The following is a 15,954-nucleotide window of genomic DNA, read 5'->3' on the forward strand; positions in this document are numbered from 1 at the left end:
CTCGATTCCGAAAAGCGAGATCAAACAAATGGAAACATTAGTAATGCCGGAAATTTCAATTCAGCTAAATGGCGACAGCAAGCGGATCGAGAGCGGCATGTCTGTCGCGGATCTGGTCCGGTCGCTGGATCTGGAGCCCGAGAAAGTGGCCGTGGAACGCAACCGCGAAATCGTGACCCGCTCAACCCTGGGCGATGTCATGGTGGAAGACGGCGATCAGCTGGAAATCGTACATTTCGTCGGCGGCGGTGATCATGCTGGTGACGTTACCGCAGATGATGGATGGAGCGTGGCCGGTCAAAACTTCTCATCCCGTCTGATTGTCGGTACCGGCAAATATAAGGATTTTGAAGAAAATGCCGCCGCCGTTGAAGCGGCTGGCGCTGAGATTGTCACCGTCGCGGTGCGGCGCGTGAACGTCATGGACCGCAATCAGCCGATGCTGACAGATTTTATCGATCCCAAGAAAGTCACCTATCTGCCCAATACGGCGGGCTGCTTTAATGCCGATGATGCCATCCGGACTTTACGGCTGGCCCGCGAAGCGGGGGGCTGGGATCTGGTGAAGCTGGAAGTGCTGGGTGAGGCGAAGACACTTTATCCCAATATGCGCGAGACACTGGAAGCGACCGAAGTGCTGGCCAAGGAAGGTTTCAAACCGATGGTCTATTGCGTGGATGATCCAATTGCCGCGAAACAACTGGAAGATGCCGGTGCGGTTGCGATCATGCCCTTGGGTGCGCCCATAGGTTCCGGGCTTGGTATTCAAAACCGTGTCACCATCCGTTTGATAGTCGAGGGCGCCAGTGTGCCGGTGCTGGTCGATGCCGGCGTCGGTACGGCCAGCGACGCAGCGGTCGCGATGGAATTGGGCTGTGACGGCGTATTGATGAACACCGCCATTGCCGAGGCCAAGCAACCGGTGCGCATGGCGCGCGCCATGAAGCTTGCCGTGGAAGCCGGGCGAGAGGCTTATCTGTCCGGCCGAATGGGTCGCCGGATGTACGCAGACCCCTCGAGTCCGCTGTCTGGGCTGATTTAGGCCTCTAACACACCCTGATTCGGTGTCATCTGTAACTATTTGAATAGTAACATAAGTTACATATTTTTACTTTGATCGACGATCCATGGTCGTTGGTCGAAGCCTTTTGCTGTTCACCGACCAAAATGGCTGTTTATCGAAGTTCGGATGCTCGCTGGTCTCCCTTCCCGTATCTAAAAATACGAGGCGGGAGCAGCAGCATAAGTCAAAAGCTCTTCCCCGAGCTGGTCGAAACATACTGCTCCCGCCGTCGTAAACCCCCTCCTGCTTTGAGCAGGATAGTCTGGGCAATCCCGGCCCCCAATTTTCCGGTACGCCCCAAAAAATTTGTTGAGGAGTGAACACATGAGAAATTCCATTTTTACCAAAGGCCTTTTTGCAGCCGCCGCGATTGCCGTAACCGCCACCGGATTTTCGGCCAGCGCCAGTGCCCAAAATCGCATCACCCGGTCTGTTGAAGTCAGCTATGCCGATTTGGACCTGACCAGCGTTGATGGACAGGACACCCTTGACGGACGGATCAAGGGTGCCGTGCGTCAGGTTTGTGGTACTTATGATAGCAAAAACCTGAAAGATATGGCTGACCACAAAGGATGCGTTCAGGAAGCCAAAATGTCGGCCAAGCGCGCCAAAGTATCGCTGATCGCCAGAGCCGAAGCCGGGACGCTTGGCGAAGGCGCTATGGTGGTCGGTGGACGCTAGGAACAGCCCGAAAAACAACCCAAGAGCCGTGAATCCCAATTAAGCGGCCCTCTATTTGGCCAAACCTCCTGATAACCCCGGTGCCCTTACACCGGGGTTTACTTTTGTCTGTCGCATTGTGAGGGTTTGTGCCGAAGGTTCGGCGCAGGGAACGACCCTACCGCCCGGCCAGCTTCTTTGCTTCTGCCAGATGGGTGCGTCCGATACGGATTTCGGTACCGCATTTGAGGCATGCGATCCAGATGCCGCCGCCATCATGGCGCAGGCCGCCAATCCAGTCGCGGCGGACCAGATGAGACCGGTGCAACCGGATGAAGTGATCGGGATTGAGCCGTCCCTCCAGCCCGGTAATCGTTTGATGCAGCAAATAGCTGGTCCCGCCATGCTCGCTGCCTGACTCGCCGCCAACATGCAGTCGCATATAGTCCCGCTCCGCCTCGATCCGGTTGATCTCGGATGCCGCAATCCGCCGCAGTTCCGACTTATAGGGAACCCAGAATTCTTCCGCCCATTCGGATTCTTCGGCAGGAACGGGTGCCTGTTCGGTTTTGCGTTCCAATACACGGGAAATCGCAAGCGAAAGCCGGTCGGTTTCGACCGGTTTCAGGACATAGTCGATTGCCGCAACACCAAAGGCTTCTACTGCAAATTTGTCAAAAGCGGTAACAAAGATAATCGCCGGCGGCTTCTCAAGACCGGCAAGATTTCTGGCGACCTCTAGCCCGTCCATGCCCGGCATGGCGATGTCGAGCAGCAAGAGATCCGGTTTCAGCTGTTCGGTCAGGCGAATAGCGGCTTCTCCGTCACTCGCTGTGCCGACCAGATTAATATGTTCCTGACGCGCGCATAACAGTTGAAGCCGCTCGATCGCGAGGGGTTCATCATCAACGATCAGCGTATCAAGCTGTGCTATTTCAGGGGCCGTATCGTCTGCCATGATTAGATATCCGCCAAGAGGGGCATGGTTAGCTCTGCAACAAATCCGCCGGTTTCGGGGCGATAGGTTTTTAGCTTGGCCTGTTTACCAAATCTAGTTTCCAGCCTATCGCGGACATTGGCCAGGCCGATGCCATTATTCTGGTCGCTGGTTTTGGTTTGCAGGCTGGACTCGCCATCATCGGCTACCGTCAGGATCAGGAAATCGCCTTTGACGGCCGCACTGATGCTGATGGTCACGGGCCGCTTGCTGTGCGCGACCCCATGTTTGATTGCATTTTCCACCAGCGGCTGCAGAATCAGTCCGGGCACCAGTACATCGTTCAACTCCGCCGGAATATGCGTTTCGGTTTTCAACCGCTTGGGAAAGCGTACCGCTTCGATATCAAGATAAAGATTTTGCAAATGCACTTCTTCGGACAGCGCAACATCTTCCAGCGGATCGCCGGACAGGCTGGTGCGATAGAATTTTGACAGGTTGAGAATCATCTTCTCGGCCTCTTCCGGCTGGCTGCGCATCACCAGGGTACTGAGGCTGTTGAGCGTGTTGAACAGGAAGTGCGGATTGACCTGATAACGCAGGCTGCGCAGCTCGGCATCCTGTGCCGCCTGTGCAAAGCGCGCAGCCTTGCGCTCGACGGTGCGAACCTCGCTGGCATAGCTGAGCGCGAGATATAAGGATGCCCAGCTGATGATGAAGAAAAACCGCGAAATGCTGTCTTCGACGATAGACTTCAGAGCAAAATTCTCCTGCTCCATATATTTGCGCATTTCTTCCATATGCGCTTCATCAAAAAGACTTTGCGGATCATAGACATTGAACATGTAAAAATTGAATATGGCGATTGCGATGGCACAGGGAATCGCGCCCGCAAAAGCGGTAATGATGCGGGTTGAGAGGACGCGGTTCTCGAATTGCCGCAGCAATAAATATAGAAGATATGTCAGCCCGATGCCGAGAATCGTCACAATGACCCGGCGAATCGCCATTTCGCCCTGGGCCGGCCAATCGCCAACGGCAGCTCGCAAGGTAATTATAATAACGAAGAAAAGCCAAAAGCCGAGGATCGACAGGATTGCGACCTGTTGCCCCACGGATGGTTTGTGATTTCCGATGTCGAATTTTCTCATTAGGCGCCTAGTTTCTCATTTACATGCAGCTTAGGATAAAATGGTATCAATTGTCTCTATCGGAATCGTGCCCGGTCGAAACAGGGTTGCCGTTGGTCGAAACTTTCGCTCCCGGCTATGGAATTTCCAAAATTTTTGAAGCTCTTGCGAACAAATCGCCGTTAAATTTGGTTATGTTTAATCAAATCCTAACCATGTTTTGGTCAAGTGATCCTCGTGGGGACAGGAAAATGTTCCAGAGTAGGAGTTACAATGCCCAAAGCAATGCAACCGGTGCCAGGCGCGATGACGCTGTCGGAAATGAAAGAATTTGCCAGCTTTGGTTCGGCAACCCAGCGCTACATCCGCCGCTCGCTTGATGTCGGGCTGGATCGCTCTGATGCCATTGGGACATGGTCGCGTGACGCGGTTGAGGAAGCCGGTATCAAAGTGCAGATGAAACTCTACAAGCGGCTCGCCGACATTCGCAAGGCAATCCCGAAGGATTGTGCGATTGACAGCATTGAAAAATTCATGCCGGCCCTGATCGCATTGTCAGCCTATGATCTTGGCCAGGGGCGGATTAACAGCTTTCCTGCCTACCGTTTTCTCTACGAGCGTTTGCTCGGTCCCGATGCGCGGCCATGGCTGCCCGGCAGCTTCTGTGCTGCGGCTTCTCTGCCGCATTTGCACCCGAAAACCCGCAAGGGCCTGCTACAATCGATCAGCGAGGCGGCCGCAACAGCGCCCGGCTGGTCAACCCGTGAACCCAGCTTCTTCCCTGAATGGGTAGAGAAGGTCGATATGAGCAAGGCAGCGCATTAAGCCAATTGAACCCCGGCATCAGTTTGCAAGGTCTTTTAAACAGCCAATAAATACCAGCAGTTCAACCGGAACAGTCTTGCGCTCATGTCCAGTCTCCGTGATAGTCAGCGACGAGCGACATAATGAAAGCTGACTTACGGATGCACCTTTACCCAAAACTGATTGCGGCATTGCTATGCCTGATCCTTGCCTTTCCGGCACATGCCGCCGAGCCGGTTTTTCCCGGGGGCGGTGCGGTTGGTCTGGAGCCGCCGGGCGCTATGACGGTGGCGGACAGTTTTTCGGGATTTCGCGATAGCGCGGAAGGTGCCTCGATATTGATCGCGGAATTTCCCCCAGAAGCTTATGCTGAAATCGCGCCGCGATTTACCGCGGAGACGCTTGCTGCACGCATGAGCATGAAGGGGCCGGTCGAGAAATTGACGCTGGCCGGTGATATCGAAGCGCTGCTGGCAACCGGTGTGCAAACGCAGCAAGGCGTGGACTATCGCAAATGGGTCATGATCGCGCGCGGCGATGATGTCACCGGAATGATCACGGTTCAGATTCCAGAGTCGAGCGGATCTTATTCGGATGAGCAGATACGCGCTACTTTGAACTCCGTCCGGTTTCAGCCACGCGGGTCGCTGGAAGATGAAATATCCCGGCTACCGTTCACCATGACCGAGCGCGCCGGTTTTCGGGCCGTACGGACCTTGGCGGGCAGCGGTCTGATCCTGACCGACGGCCCGAAAGACGTCGTTAAAGACGCGTCGCAACCGCTGGTGATCATTGCCTCCAGCCTGGGCGCCAATCCGGGCGTCGGCGCGCTGACCCAGGACCAGCGCAAGGAGTTGGCGCTCAATGCAATGAAAGCTTTGCCGGTCAAGGATGTGCAGGTGGGAAGCATCGATGCGGAGGAAGATGGCGATGTGCTGATTGCTGGCACGGGCACCGATCAGGAAGGACGGGAAATGTCCTTGCGCCAGATCATGCGCTTCGGTCCGTCAGGCCATGTCCGCACGGTTTGTATGTTCACCGCCGAACAGGATATCGCGGCGCGCTGTGACCGGGTCGGCCAGTCGGTGGCTTTGAAGGCTGGCGCGGAGGATGATGGGGCCGGGAAATGATCGTACCGCCGATCAACGCAGATGCTGCTTTGTCCATTTAGCTAGCTGCCACTGTAACGCGTAGGGGCAAGGTGATGATAGAAGAGCCAAATATTCGTGCTGTGGAAGCCGATGATGCTGCCAGAATGGCTGAGATCTATAATTATTACGTTGAAAATACGATCATCACATTTGAATCGGAACCAGTCACGCCAGCCGAGTTTCTCCGGCGGATAGGCGCGCATCCAGAACATCTGCCCTGGTATGTGATTGAAGATAGCGGCGTCGTTATGGGTTATTGCTATGCGGCGCCATGGAAACAGCGAAGCGCATATGCAAATTCGGTCGAAACCTCAATCTATCTTGATAAGGGTGCATGTGGCAAAGGCTTGGGCAAGCGCGCTTATTCCTTTCTGATAGCCAATTTGGAACATGTCCATGCCATCATGGGGGGGGGATTGCCTTGCCAAACGACACCAGCATTGCCCTGCATGAAACCCTGGGCTTTCAGAAGGTTGCCCATTTCAAGGAAGTCGGGCGCAAGTTTGAACGTTGGATTGACGTTGGGTACTGGCAGTTGTTGCCGGGTGATCAGGTGAACGCAGAGCCCGGCTTCATACGCTGATCCTACGCGGTTTGCGCGCCGTCCGGCAGCGCAGCTTCAAATTCGCTCTCCGCAAGATCGATCAGATGCCGGTCATCTTCGTTCCACGGATGAAAGCCGGGCAGGAAGAATTTGATCCACGGCACGATGATCTTGCGCGCCACGCCGGGTTTTGCCAGCAAGAAGCGCAGAACGCGCATCTTTGTACGAAAACCGGTAAAGCCATCCTGCGCCAGCAGGTCGAGCGTGTCGTTATAGCGATTGGTCCAGAAATTACGGGTGATGATGAGCATCATCAGCGCTTTGACTTTCCAACGCTGCCAACGGGACCAGTCGCGGGTTGCGTAAAGCCAGGTGTCATAGGCGACGCCCTTATGTTCAATCTCTTCGAGCGCGTGCCAGCGCCACAGATCCGCGGTTTCCTTGTCGGCATTTTCAAAATGCTTGGGATTGGCAATGAATTGCTGCGCCATGATTGCGGTGAAATGTTCGAGGATCATCGTCGCGGCGAGATTGGCAATAGCGGGCCGCCCCTTGGTCATTTCAAGCGACTCGGTAATGCGCTTTTCAATCCGGGCCGTATCATAGCCGGCTTCTTCAACCCGGCGGTTGAGCGCGACATGTTCGCGGGTGTGGATGATCTCCTGCTTCACAAACGCGCGGATTTCTTTTTGCAGCTTTTCCGGGGTGGCGTCTCGAAAGGATTTCACGCTCTCGATGAAAAAGGCTTCGCCGCGCGGAAAGGTGAGGGACAGCGCGTTGTAAAAGGCCGTGGCAACAGGATCGCCATTGAGCCACCAGCGGTCCGGTTGATGATCGGCATCACGACCAAAGCGGCGGTCACGCGGCGTTATCACGTGATCTTTGGGCGTTGGGGTATCAATTGTTTCCGGCTCAGCTTGCACGCTGCCCAGCTTGTTCATAAGGGGCATATTCATAAGGGGTCGCTTTCGCATCAAATGCGGTCTAAATCATACCTATAGGATATTAGGGTTACTTACATAGATGTCAATAGCTAAAAGACGCCTCTCGCCTGAAGAAAGCCGCAGCATGGCCTTAGCCGCTGCCCGCGACCTGCTGATCGAAGCCGGGCCGCAAGCGGTGACGCTGAAAGCTGTGGCGTCCCGGATCGGCCGGACACACGCCAATTTGCTGCATCATTTCGGATCCGCATCGGGACTTCAGAAATCACTGGCACAATATCTGACCGATCAGGTTTGCGGATCCATTGCCGAAGCCGTCATAAAATCGCGGACAGGTGAAGGCAGTGTCCGGGATATTGTCGATCTGACCTTTGATGCTTTTGACAAACAGGGTGCTGGCGCCTTGTCTTCTTGGATGTTGCTCACTGGTAATGAAGACGCTCTCGATCCGATCGTCGATGCGATTCATGCACTTGTCGACGAATTTGGCGAAGGCGGGCACGAAGACCGAGAGATGCATGAAGATACTTTGACGCTGGTGCTGATGGCATTGGGCGATGCGTTGATCGGAGAACGGCTGGCCGGTTCGCTGGACCTGCCAAGACACAGCGCCCGTGACCTGGCGGAGCGCCATTTGGAGCATGCTCTGGACCGCTGGAAAGCGGAGCATGGCGGCTAATTTAGCGGAAAACCAACCATTTTGCTTGGTAAAATGGACCAAATTGTCAAATATTTTACCTCCGTTTACATATAAGAGTCCCATAGCTCTCATAAGAGATGCCCGGTTCGTAACAACAGGGAAATGCTATGGAACACCGCCCCAACGCCATCGGATCAGAGCGGAAATTACATCCCGATGATCCTGCTCTCCACCTGATCGGCGACAGCGCTGCGATCGAAGAAGTGCGGTGCTTGATCCGCTATGCCGCCGCCACCACGATACCGGTGATGATCACCGGGCCATCGGGGTGCGGCAAGGAGGTGGTGGCCAAAGCGCTTCACCGATGCTCGGCCCGCTCCGATGAGAAATTCGTCGGGGTGAACTGCGGAGCCATTCCCCGCGACTTGCTGGAATCAGAACTTTTCGGGCATGAAAAGGGCAGCTTTACCGGTGCCATTGCGCAGCGCAAGGGGCAGTTTGAAGATGCCAGCAACGGCACCTTGTTTCTCGATGAAATTGGCGACATGCCTTTTGACATGCAGGTGAAGCTGCTGCGGGTTCTGGAAGAAAAACAGATCGAACGGATTGGCGGCAGTGAATCGATTGCCATAGATACAAGGATCATTTCGGCGACCCATCAGAATCTTGACCAGGCGATTGCGGAAAAGCGCTTTCGGGAAGATCTGTTTTACCGGCTCTCTGTTTTCCCGATCGACATACCTGCGCTCAAGGATCGCCGGGAGGATATCGCGCCGCTCATCCGTCACTTCATCGCCCAGATCGGCGGGGAAGAAATCTATTTTTCGCCTGAAGCGATGGACGCATTGGAAAATTATGGCTGGCCCGGCAATGCCCGCGAACTGCGCAATATTGTCGAACGGGCAGTGGTGCTGTTTCCCGGCGTGATGATATCTGACAGGCAGCTTGCTTCATTGTTTCGCCGCCGCGCATCCAATGCGCCGACCCATCACCGGCAAGGATTGCCGTCCAGCTATGCCGGTCAAGCCGAAGAGCAGCCGTTTGGTGCGACCACCGACAATGGCGCCTTTGATCGCAGACCCCTGGGTGACGGCTTTGATCTTAAAAAACATCTGATGCAGGAAGAGCGCAAATATCTGCTTTCTGCGCTCAGAATGGCGGAAGGGGTCGTGGCCGAGGCCGCGCATCTGGTCAGTTTACGGCGGACAACATTTGTAGAGAAAATGCGGCGGCATAAAATCGTTCGCAAAATGGCGATGACGGATCACCGGTCTGATCTAGTGCGCCGCGAATAGCTGTGCATCATTGGCCATGGCTTTGAACTCCAGCGCATTGCCGCTGGGGTCCATGAAAAACATCGTCGCCTGTTCGCCGGTTTGCCCGCGAAAGCGAACTGTCGGTTCGATGACAAATTCTGTTCCGTTCTGCTTCAGGCGATCTGCCAGCGCTTCCCATTGCGTCATGGTCAGCACCACACCAAAATGCGGCACAGGTACGTCCGCGCCATCTACAGGATTTGTTGCCAGGCGGGTTTTCATATCAACATTCAGATGGGCTACGATTTGATGGCCGTAGAGATTGAAATCAATCCAGTGGTCGCTGCTCCGGCCTTCCTCACAGCCCAGCAATTCCCCATAGAACTGGCGTGCCGCTGCCAGATCATGGACTGGAAACGCAAGATGGAAAGGACGGCGGTCAATGTTCAAAATTCTGGTCCTTCTTCTTCGGCGCCGCCAGCGCGAAGCAATGATCAATATCAAGTGCTGGCTGACTCTTTGCTTCTCCACTCAATTCTTCGCGAATCCGGGTCAGGATGATATCACTCTCATTGCCACTTTTCCCCTCTGCCCGCATCACTTCCCGGGCCCGGCTGTCGAGAACAAAGGTCAGGGTTTTCAAATCCTGCGCCTTTTTCGACAGCTTTTCCCGCCGATAGACCTCTTCATAGGCAAGCTGCATCATGGCCGCGCATTGATTCAGGGTTGGCTTGGGCTTCGCGGGCAGTTCGGCGTCCAGTAACGGCAAGCATTTTGCCATTTCGCCTGCAACCACTTCATCAGGTTCCGCGACATTTTTAACCCTGGCCTGCTGGTCGGCAACCGCTGCCAAAATAGCATCCCGCACCTGTTCGCGGGTTTGCCCGGTCTCTGTCATGACCCTTTCGCCGACCTGACCGGCATAGGTCCGGCCCCGCTCGGTGAGCAAGGGATAGGAAAGCGCGCTATCGATCCCGCGCTCCTGTTCCGATGCGACAATGGCAAAGGCGGCGACGCAGGACAGGTCGCGTTTATGAATATCGGTCAGGGCCGCAACTTCGGCCCCGCTATCGGCTGGCATCGGCTGAACCAGCGCCAGCAGCATCAACATGATTTTTTCCATCCCGGTCCTATAGCGGCGCATTGCCGTCTGCAGCAAATGACAATTGCCAAATATCGCTTTCCTACAGTCCCGCCAAAATGATATTCAGCGGTAGTGTTGGATCGCGGAGGTCACGTTCGGCTGGTCTGCAAGGATGTCCGAAAAAGATAAATCGAGGTGCTTTTTTAGGTCGATTCTGCGTCGAAACTGTATAATCTCATTCAGGTTTTAGGCCTTTAATATGAACGGCCTGTTGATGGTTTGTAATTAATGTTTGAACCTGTCTCACGAAAACGGCACAAGCCGCCGGTGCATATTCTGACCAACCTGTTTCGCAAATATCCCTTCTGGCTGTCGCTTGTTGCAGGCGCGCTATCGGCAACCGGATTTGCGCCGTTCAGTCTTTGGCCGATCAGTTTGCTTGCGCTGGCCTTGTGGATTGCGATTGTCGACAGTCTCGAGAGCCGCAAAGCCGCTTTTGTTTCCGGTTGGCTTTTTGGTTTGGGACATTTCGTTGTCGGGCTTAACTGGATCGCCAAGGCCTTTACTTTTCAGGCGGCGATGCCGGAATGGCTGGGCTATATCGCTGTTGTTCTGTTGTCTCTCTATCTGGCCGTCTATCCCGCGTTAACGGCCCTCGGTGCCTGGTTGCTGGGCAGGGGACGACCCGTTGTCTTCGTCCTGGCATTCGCCGGTTTCTGGATTATCACGGAATGGCTGCGCAGCTGGGTTTTCAGCGGGTTTATCTGGAATCCGCTCGGCGTGATTGCCGTGGATGCCAGACATGCCTTGAGTGCACGATCTCTTGGCACTTACGGCCTGTCGGGGATGACTATTGGAATTGCCGGTCTGATTGGTTCGGCAGTCGGCGGGCTAATCGCTTTAAACTGGCGGGTTGTGGTGCGCCGGATCTTTGACATGGCCATTGTGGCTTTGGGCGCCGGAACTTTGGCCTTTTTGGGTAGTGGTGATGATCTTGCCCGCTCCCCTGATCTACCTAAAATCACGGTTGTCCAGCCCAATATTGGTCAGCAGGACAAGTGGCAGGCCGGTTATGAGGAGCTGAACCTTGGCAAGCTCTCTGCACTGACCATCCGCGAGGACGATGAGCCGCGGATATTATTCTGGCCCGAAGCTGCGATTCCCGATTATCTCGAAACGGGCTATCCGCAGCGCTATTATTATGGTCGCCCGCCGCAGATGGTTCGCGCGCAACTGGCGAACCTGATGAAGCCCGGTGACGTGCTGGTGCTCGGTGCACTGAAACTGGAATTTGATGATGCAGGCGCTCCGGATGAAAGGCGGGCCATCGGCGCGCGCAACAGCGTGTTTGCGATGGATTCGGAGCGCGAATTGCTGGGCCGCTATGACAAGAGCCATCTTGTTCCCTATGGTGAATATTTGCCGATGCGCCCGCTGCTATCGGCCCTTGGTTTGTCTCGGCTGGCACCTGGCGATTTTGATTTCTGGCCGGGTCCGGGTCCGCGCTCGCTGGATTTGGGGGCATTTGGCAAAGCTGGCCTTCAGGTTTGCTACGAGATCATCTTTTCCGGGCAAGTGGTGCACCAGGAGGATCGACCCGATTTCATTTTCAATCCATCCAATGACGCCTGGTTCGGTGCGTGGGGCCCGCCGCAACATCTCGCCCAGGCCCGCTTGCGCGCAATTGAAGAAGGGCTTCCCGTGATCCGCTCGACACCAACCGGTATTTCCGCCGTCATTACCAGCAAAGGAAAAGTGGTTGAGAGCATTCCGATGGGTCAAGCGGGGCGCATTGACACCCGCTTGCCGACACCGGAAAGCCCCACATTATTTTCCCGATATGGAAATATACTGTCGCTGGGATTCGCTCTGATTTTGCTGATCTGCGCCATTGCCATCCGGCTCCGCGCGCGTTAAGGAGCGCATATAAACCTTTCTTTATATCCGAATCCCGCGCCCTCAGGCGGTAAATACTAGGAAAAACCATGCGTTCTGAATTTATCTTCACTTCCGAATCTGTTTCCGAAGGCCATCCGGACAAAGTATCCGACCAGATTTCTGATGCGATTGTAGACCTGTTTCTGTCCAAGGATCCCGAAGCCCGCGTGGCCTGCGAGACGCTGACAACTACGGATCGTGTGATTCTGGCCGGTGAAGTGCGCGGCAAGGGCATGATTGACACCGATGGCAACTGGGCGCCCGGCGCACAGGAAGAGATCCAGACTGTGGTTCGTGAGACGGTCAAGAAAATCGGCTATGAACAGGACGGTTTCCACTGGCAGAACCTGACTTTCGAAAATCACCTTCACCCGCAATCCGCCCATATCGCACAGGGCGTCGATGAAAGCGGCAACAAGGATGAAGGCGCAGGCGACCAGGGCATTATGTTCGGCTATGCCAGTGATGAAACTCCTGACCTCATGCCAGCGACCTTGCAATATTCACATCAGATATTGAAGCAGATGGCGGCTGACCGCCACAGCGGAAAAGCACCGTTTCTGGAGCCGGACAGCAAGAGTCAGGTAACCCTGCGCTATGTTAATGAAGTGCCGGTGGAAGCAACCGCCCTGGTTGTCTCAACCCAGCACGCGCCGGGCTATTACAAGGACAGCGACAATCCGGCTCTATATGAGGAATTGCGCGAATATGTCATGAGCGTATTCCATTCGGTACTGCCGGATGGCTTTATCACCGACAATACAGTCATTCACGTAAACCCCACCGGACGCTTTGAAATTGGAGGCCCGGACGGTGATGCCGGCCTGACCGGCCGGAAGATCATCGTTGATACCTATGGCGGGGCCAGCCCGCATGGCGGCGGTGCTTTCTCGGGCAAAGACCCCACTAAAGTGGATCGCTCGGCAGCCTATATCACGCGCTATCTGGCGAAGAATATCGTTGCAGCGGGACTTGCCAAACGCTGTGCGATCCAGCTGTCTTACGCCATTGGCGTTGCTGAGCCTTTGTCGATCAATGTTGATTTGCATGGTACCGGAAAAGTAAGCGAGGAGAAGCTGGAAGAAATACTGCCCAAGCTGGTCCGGTTGACGCCAAAAGGCATTCGCACCCATCTTGGCCTCAACAAACCGATTTATAGCCCGACAGCGGCCTATGGGCATTTCGGACGCAAGGCTGATGGTGATCTTTTCACTTGGGAAAAGACCGATTTGGTGGACGCGTTAAAAGCGGCTGTCTAATTCCGGCAACCGGTGCTAATCGCCCCCGGATGACGAGCAAGCAAAATCAAGATCCGACGACCATTCGCCAGCTTTATGGGCGGAGACAAGGCCATGCGCTCCGCGAGGGCCAGGTCGAGCTGGTCGAAAAACTGCTGCCGCAGATAAGCGTGCCGACAGAGGGGCCGGTATCGTCACCTGTGCTATTTGGCGACAACCGGCCGCTGCATTTCGAAATCGGCTTTGGCGCTGGCGAGCATATGGCCGCGCGGGCTGACATGCTTCCGGACCATGGTTTCATAGGCTGTGAACCTTATCTCAACGGCGTGGTTGGCGCATTGCAGCATATCCGGGAGGGCATCCTGCCCAACATCCGGCTGCATATGGGAAATGCGCTCGACGTGCTGGAACGTATTCCCGATGGCACATTGAGCTTTGTCTATTTGCTGCACCCGGACCCTTGGCCAAAGGCACGCCACGCCAAACGGCGCTTCATGAACCATGGTCCGGTTGATCTGATCGCGGCCAAACTGAAGCCGGGCGGAGAATTCCGCTTCGGAACCGACCATCCTGTCTATCTGGAATGGGCGATGATGATCATGAACCAGCGCAACGAATTTAACTGGCTTACCGAAGGTCCGAAAAGCTGGATGATCCGTCCGGGCGGCTGGCCGGAAACACGCTATGAGGCAAAGGCGCGACGCCAGGGGCACGAAGTCTGGTATTTCCGCTACCAACGCAGATGAGTGTGTAGCGCGGTTTCGCGTTAACGTCGTTTTACTGCAATCTATATTTGAATTGCTTTGTAAACAGCGAGTTAACCCCGAATTTATTCGCCGCCGTAGGTATTTTATTAACCCTCCCAATCTATAGATTGCTTAACCAAAAACTGGTCGCACAGCTATTGGATTTTCAAGGAGGCGGCACATAGAAATGGGCGACATTTCACCAGATACTGACGTGGCAGATGCCGCTCCCGCAATCGTGGGAAGCGCGACCCCGGCTGATCTGAATATTCAATCCCGTAACCGGCACTTCGCGAATGCGGCGATGGAGCGACGGCACTGGGTTGGTGGTGATCCCTATGCGACTGCCTTTTTCAACGCTTTGTCGATCACCTTCCCGAAGGGTGAAACGTTTTTCATGAAGGTGCTCAAGCAATATCGCGACGAAGTGCCCGAAAAACTGGCGCGGGAAATTCGTGGCTTTGTGCAGCAAGAAGCGGTTCATAGCCGTGAGCATCTGTTTTTTAACAAGCATATTGAAGAATCGGACTTTGATATTTCGCGGCTGGAACAAACGCTCACCAATGTCATCGACAATATTGCGAGCAAGCCGCTCATCATGCAGCTGGTCGCGACAACCTGCCTTGAGCATCTGACCGCAATCATGGCGGCGGAATTTATTGCCAATCCCCGGCATTTTCAGGATGCCGATGAAGAACAGCGCAAAATGTGGCTTTGGCATGCATCCGAAGAAGTCGAGCACAAGGGTGTTGCTTATGATACCTGGCTATACGCGACCAGAGACTGGAGCCGGACACGGCGTTGGGCCACCAAATCGCTGTTCATGATTCGCATTTCGATGGGTTTCGCCAAAAACCGCACCAAAGGAATTTTTGACCTTCTGCGGCAAGATGGAATTTCCGGTCCGCGCGCATGGTTTGGTTTCCTGCACTATGCATTGGTCAGCCCCGCTCCCTTCCGGCGGACGCTGTTGCCTTGGTTCCAGTTTTTCCTGCCTGGCTTCCATCCCTGGAACAAAGATGACCGCGACCTGATTCAGCTGGCCGAAAGTGAATATGAGGCCGCGATCATGGATCAACCTGAGCAGAACGAAACTATTGCCACTCTAGGCAAACGTGATGCGAAGAAGCGCTTAAACAAAGTTGCATAACAGCCTCACGCGGCAAGCGGTCGTACGACATCGCTTTCCATATCACCTTCCAGTGACAGCTGAAATTCAACGGCAGCGACCGAGCTGTTACGCCCCTTGCTAAAACGCGGCGTCGTGCGCCCAGTGCGACGAAATCCCAGCTTGGTCAGGACATTTCCCGACGCGGGATTGTCGACGAAGTGGCTTGCGACTATTTCGCGATGGCCGAGAGCTTTTGCCGTCTCCAGCGCAGCACGACCCGCTTCGGTTGCGTAACCCAAGCCCCAATGGTCGCGGCCTATCCAGTAGCCCAGTTCCACGCTACCATCGGTCATGACATCGATGCCGCAGGTGCCAACCAGGCAGGGAGAACCAGCCGTCCGCCGATAGATGAGCCAGCGCGGACTTTTGGGCTTTTGTGGCAGCGAAAGGAATTGATCGGCGTCATCGCGGTTATAAGGCCATGGCGCACTCGCCAGATTGCGGACAATCGCTTCATCATTGATGGCGTCATACAGCGCGTCAGCGTCTTCGGGCCAACCTGGTCTCAATAATAATCTTGGCGTTCTAGCAAACATCGGGACTCTCCAAAGTCAAATTTTAACCGCCCCTGCGTTGGTCTGACCGCCCCTACAATGGAGCGATGACAACGCAGTGACATTTTCGACAGGGAGAGACAAAAAAAGGGAGAGG

General features: G+C 54.9%; 17 protein-coding genes and 1 pseudogene. 12 read left to right on the forward strand and 6 right to left on the reverse strand.

The annotated features are described in order from the left end of the window. Positions 1–28 precede the first annotated feature (28 nt). The gene (gene thiS / locus ACO6S1_RS07120; RefSeq protein WP_422345619.1) at positions 29–1,042 is read left to right on the forward strand and encodes a sulfur carrier protein ThiS; all 1,014 of its coding nucleotides are present in this window, start codon (positions 29–31) and stop codon (positions 1,040–1,042) included. Between the two features lie 345 nt (positions 1,043–1,387). After that, entirely contained in the window at positions 1,388–1,744 is a 357-nt protein-coding gene (locus ACO6S1_RS07125; protein ID WP_422345620.1) for a UrcA family protein, read from the forward strand. A 157-nt stretch (positions 1,745–1,901) separates the two neighbouring features. On the opposite strand, the gene ACO6S1_RS07130 is transcribed toward ACO6S1_RS07125, so the two are convergent. Then, positions 1,902–2,681 carry a LytR/AlgR family response regulator transcription factor gene (locus ACO6S1_RS07130; protein ID WP_422345621.1) on the reverse strand — a complete coding sequence of 260 codons (780 nt, stop codon included), beginning with the start codon at positions 2,679–2,681 and terminating at the stop codon, positions 1,902–1,904. 2 nt (positions 2,682–2,683) lie between these two features. Then, a complete protein-coding gene (locus ACO6S1_RS07135) occupies positions 2,684–3,811 on the reverse strand; it encodes a sensor histidine kinase (RefSeq protein ID WP_422345622.1) in 1,128 nt (375 codons plus the stop codon). Between the two features lie 252 nt (positions 3,812–4,063). Between ACO6S1_RS07135 and ACO6S1_RS07140 the strand changes: the two genes are divergently transcribed. The 4 genes and pseudogenes from ACO6S1_RS07140 to ACO6S1_RS07155 all read left to right on the forward strand — a co-directional run bounded on the left by ACO6S1_RS07140 (position 4,064) and on the right by ACO6S1_RS07155 (position 6,328). Beyond that, a complete protein-coding gene (locus ACO6S1_RS07140) occupies positions 4,064–4,615 on the forward strand; it encodes a hypothetical protein (protein WP_422345623.1) in 552 nt (183 codons plus the stop codon). Between the two features lie 122 nt (positions 4,616–4,737). Then, positions 4,738–5,724, forward strand: coding sequence for a hypothetical protein (locus ACO6S1_RS07145; RefSeq protein ID WP_422345624.1), 987 nt, complete (start codon positions 4,738–4,740; stop codon positions 5,722–5,724). Positions 5,725–5,798: 74 nt separating this feature from the next. Next, positions 5,799–6,125 (forward strand): annotated as a pseudogene (locus tag ACO6S1_RS07150) (GNAT family N-acetyltransferase); the annotation flags it as partial. Next, entirely contained in the window at positions 6,080–6,328 is a 249-nt protein-coding gene (locus ACO6S1_RS07155; RefSeq protein WP_422346156.1) for a GNAT family N-acetyltransferase, read from the forward strand. The pseudogene ACO6S1_RS07150 and the gene ACO6S1_RS07155, both read left to right, overlap by 46 nt. Before the next feature lie 2 nt (positions 6,329–6,330). Here ACO6S1_RS07155 and ACO6S1_RS07160 read toward each other — a convergent pair whose 3' ends face one another. Beyond that, a complete protein-coding gene (locus ACO6S1_RS07160; protein ID WP_422346157.1) occupies positions 6,331–7,239 on the reverse strand; it encodes a metal-dependent hydrolase in 909 nt (302 codons plus the stop codon). Positions 7,240–7,312: 73 nt separating this feature from the next. On the opposite strand from ACO6S1_RS07160, the gene ACO6S1_RS07165 reads away from it, so the two are divergent. After that, positions 7,313–7,909 carry a TetR/AcrR family transcriptional regulator gene (locus ACO6S1_RS07165; protein WP_422345625.1) on the forward strand — a complete coding sequence of 199 codons (597 nt, stop codon included), beginning with the start codon at positions 7,313–7,315 and terminating at the stop codon, positions 7,907–7,909. A 128-nt stretch (positions 7,910–8,037) separates the two neighbouring features. Further along, positions 8,038–9,165, forward strand: a complete 1,128-nt coding sequence (locus tag ACO6S1_RS07170) for a sigma-54 interaction domain-containing protein (protein ID WP_422345626.1) — start codon at positions 8,038–8,040, stop codon at positions 9,163–9,165. On the opposite strand, the gene ACO6S1_RS07175 is transcribed toward ACO6S1_RS07170, so the two are convergent. Both ACO6S1_RS07175 and ACO6S1_RS07180 read right to left on the reverse strand, forming a co-directional pair. After that, positions 9,148–9,570 (reverse strand): VOC family protein, encoded by a 423-nt coding sequence (locus ACO6S1_RS07175; RefSeq protein WP_422346158.1) that lies wholly within the window; start codon positions 9,568–9,570, stop codon positions 9,148–9,150. The two genes, ACO6S1_RS07170 and ACO6S1_RS07175, sit on opposite strands and share 18 nt — an antisense overlap. Continuing rightward, a complete protein-coding gene (locus ACO6S1_RS07180) occupies positions 9,566–10,270 on the reverse strand; it encodes a hypothetical protein (protein WP_422345627.1) in 705 nt (234 codons plus the stop codon). The genes ACO6S1_RS07175 and ACO6S1_RS07180 overlap by 5 nt, the downstream gene beginning before the upstream one ends. 228 nt (positions 10,271–10,498) lie before the next feature. On the opposite strand from ACO6S1_RS07180, the gene lnt reads away from it, so the two are divergent. The 4 genes from lnt to ACO6S1_RS07200 all read left to right on the forward strand — a co-directional run bounded on the left by lnt (position 10,499) and on the right by ACO6S1_RS07200 (position 15,282). Beyond that, complete coding sequence (gene lnt / locus ACO6S1_RS07185; protein ID WP_422345628.1) at positions 10,499–12,127, forward strand: apolipoprotein N-acyltransferase; 1,629 nt, start codon at positions 10,499–10,501, stop codon at positions 12,125–12,127. Between the two features lie 68 nt (positions 12,128–12,195). Continuing rightward, positions 12,196–13,407 carry a methionine adenosyltransferase gene (gene metK, locus ACO6S1_RS07190; protein ID WP_422345629.1) on the forward strand — a complete coding sequence of 404 codons (1,212 nt, stop codon included), beginning with the start codon at positions 12,196–12,198 and terminating at the stop codon, positions 13,405–13,407. 29 nt (positions 13,408–13,436) lie between these two features. Continuing rightward, positions 13,437–14,132, forward strand: a complete 696-nt coding sequence (gene trmB, locus ACO6S1_RS07195; RefSeq protein ID WP_422345630.1) for a tRNA (guanine(46)-N(7))-methyltransferase TrmB — start codon at positions 13,437–13,439, stop codon at positions 14,130–14,132. Between the two features lie 187 nt (positions 14,133–14,319). Next, positions 14,320–15,282, forward strand: coding sequence for a metal-dependent hydrolase (locus tag ACO6S1_RS07200; protein WP_422345631.1), 963 nt, complete (start codon positions 14,320–14,322; stop codon positions 15,280–15,282). A gap of 5 nt (positions 15,283–15,287) precedes the next feature. Here ACO6S1_RS07200 and ACO6S1_RS07205 read toward each other — a convergent pair whose 3' ends face one another. Continuing rightward, positions 15,288–15,839 carry a GNAT family N-acetyltransferase gene (locus ACO6S1_RS07205; protein WP_422345632.1) on the reverse strand — a complete coding sequence of 184 codons (552 nt, stop codon included), beginning with the start codon at positions 15,837–15,839 and terminating at the stop codon, positions 15,288–15,290. Positions 15,840–15,954 lie beyond the last annotated feature (115 nt).

Source organism: Parasphingorhabdus sp. (genome assembly GCF_965233695.1).
Classification (GTDB): domain Bacteria; phylum Pseudomonadota; class Alphaproteobacteria; order Sphingomonadales; family Sphingomonadaceae; genus Parasphingorhabdus.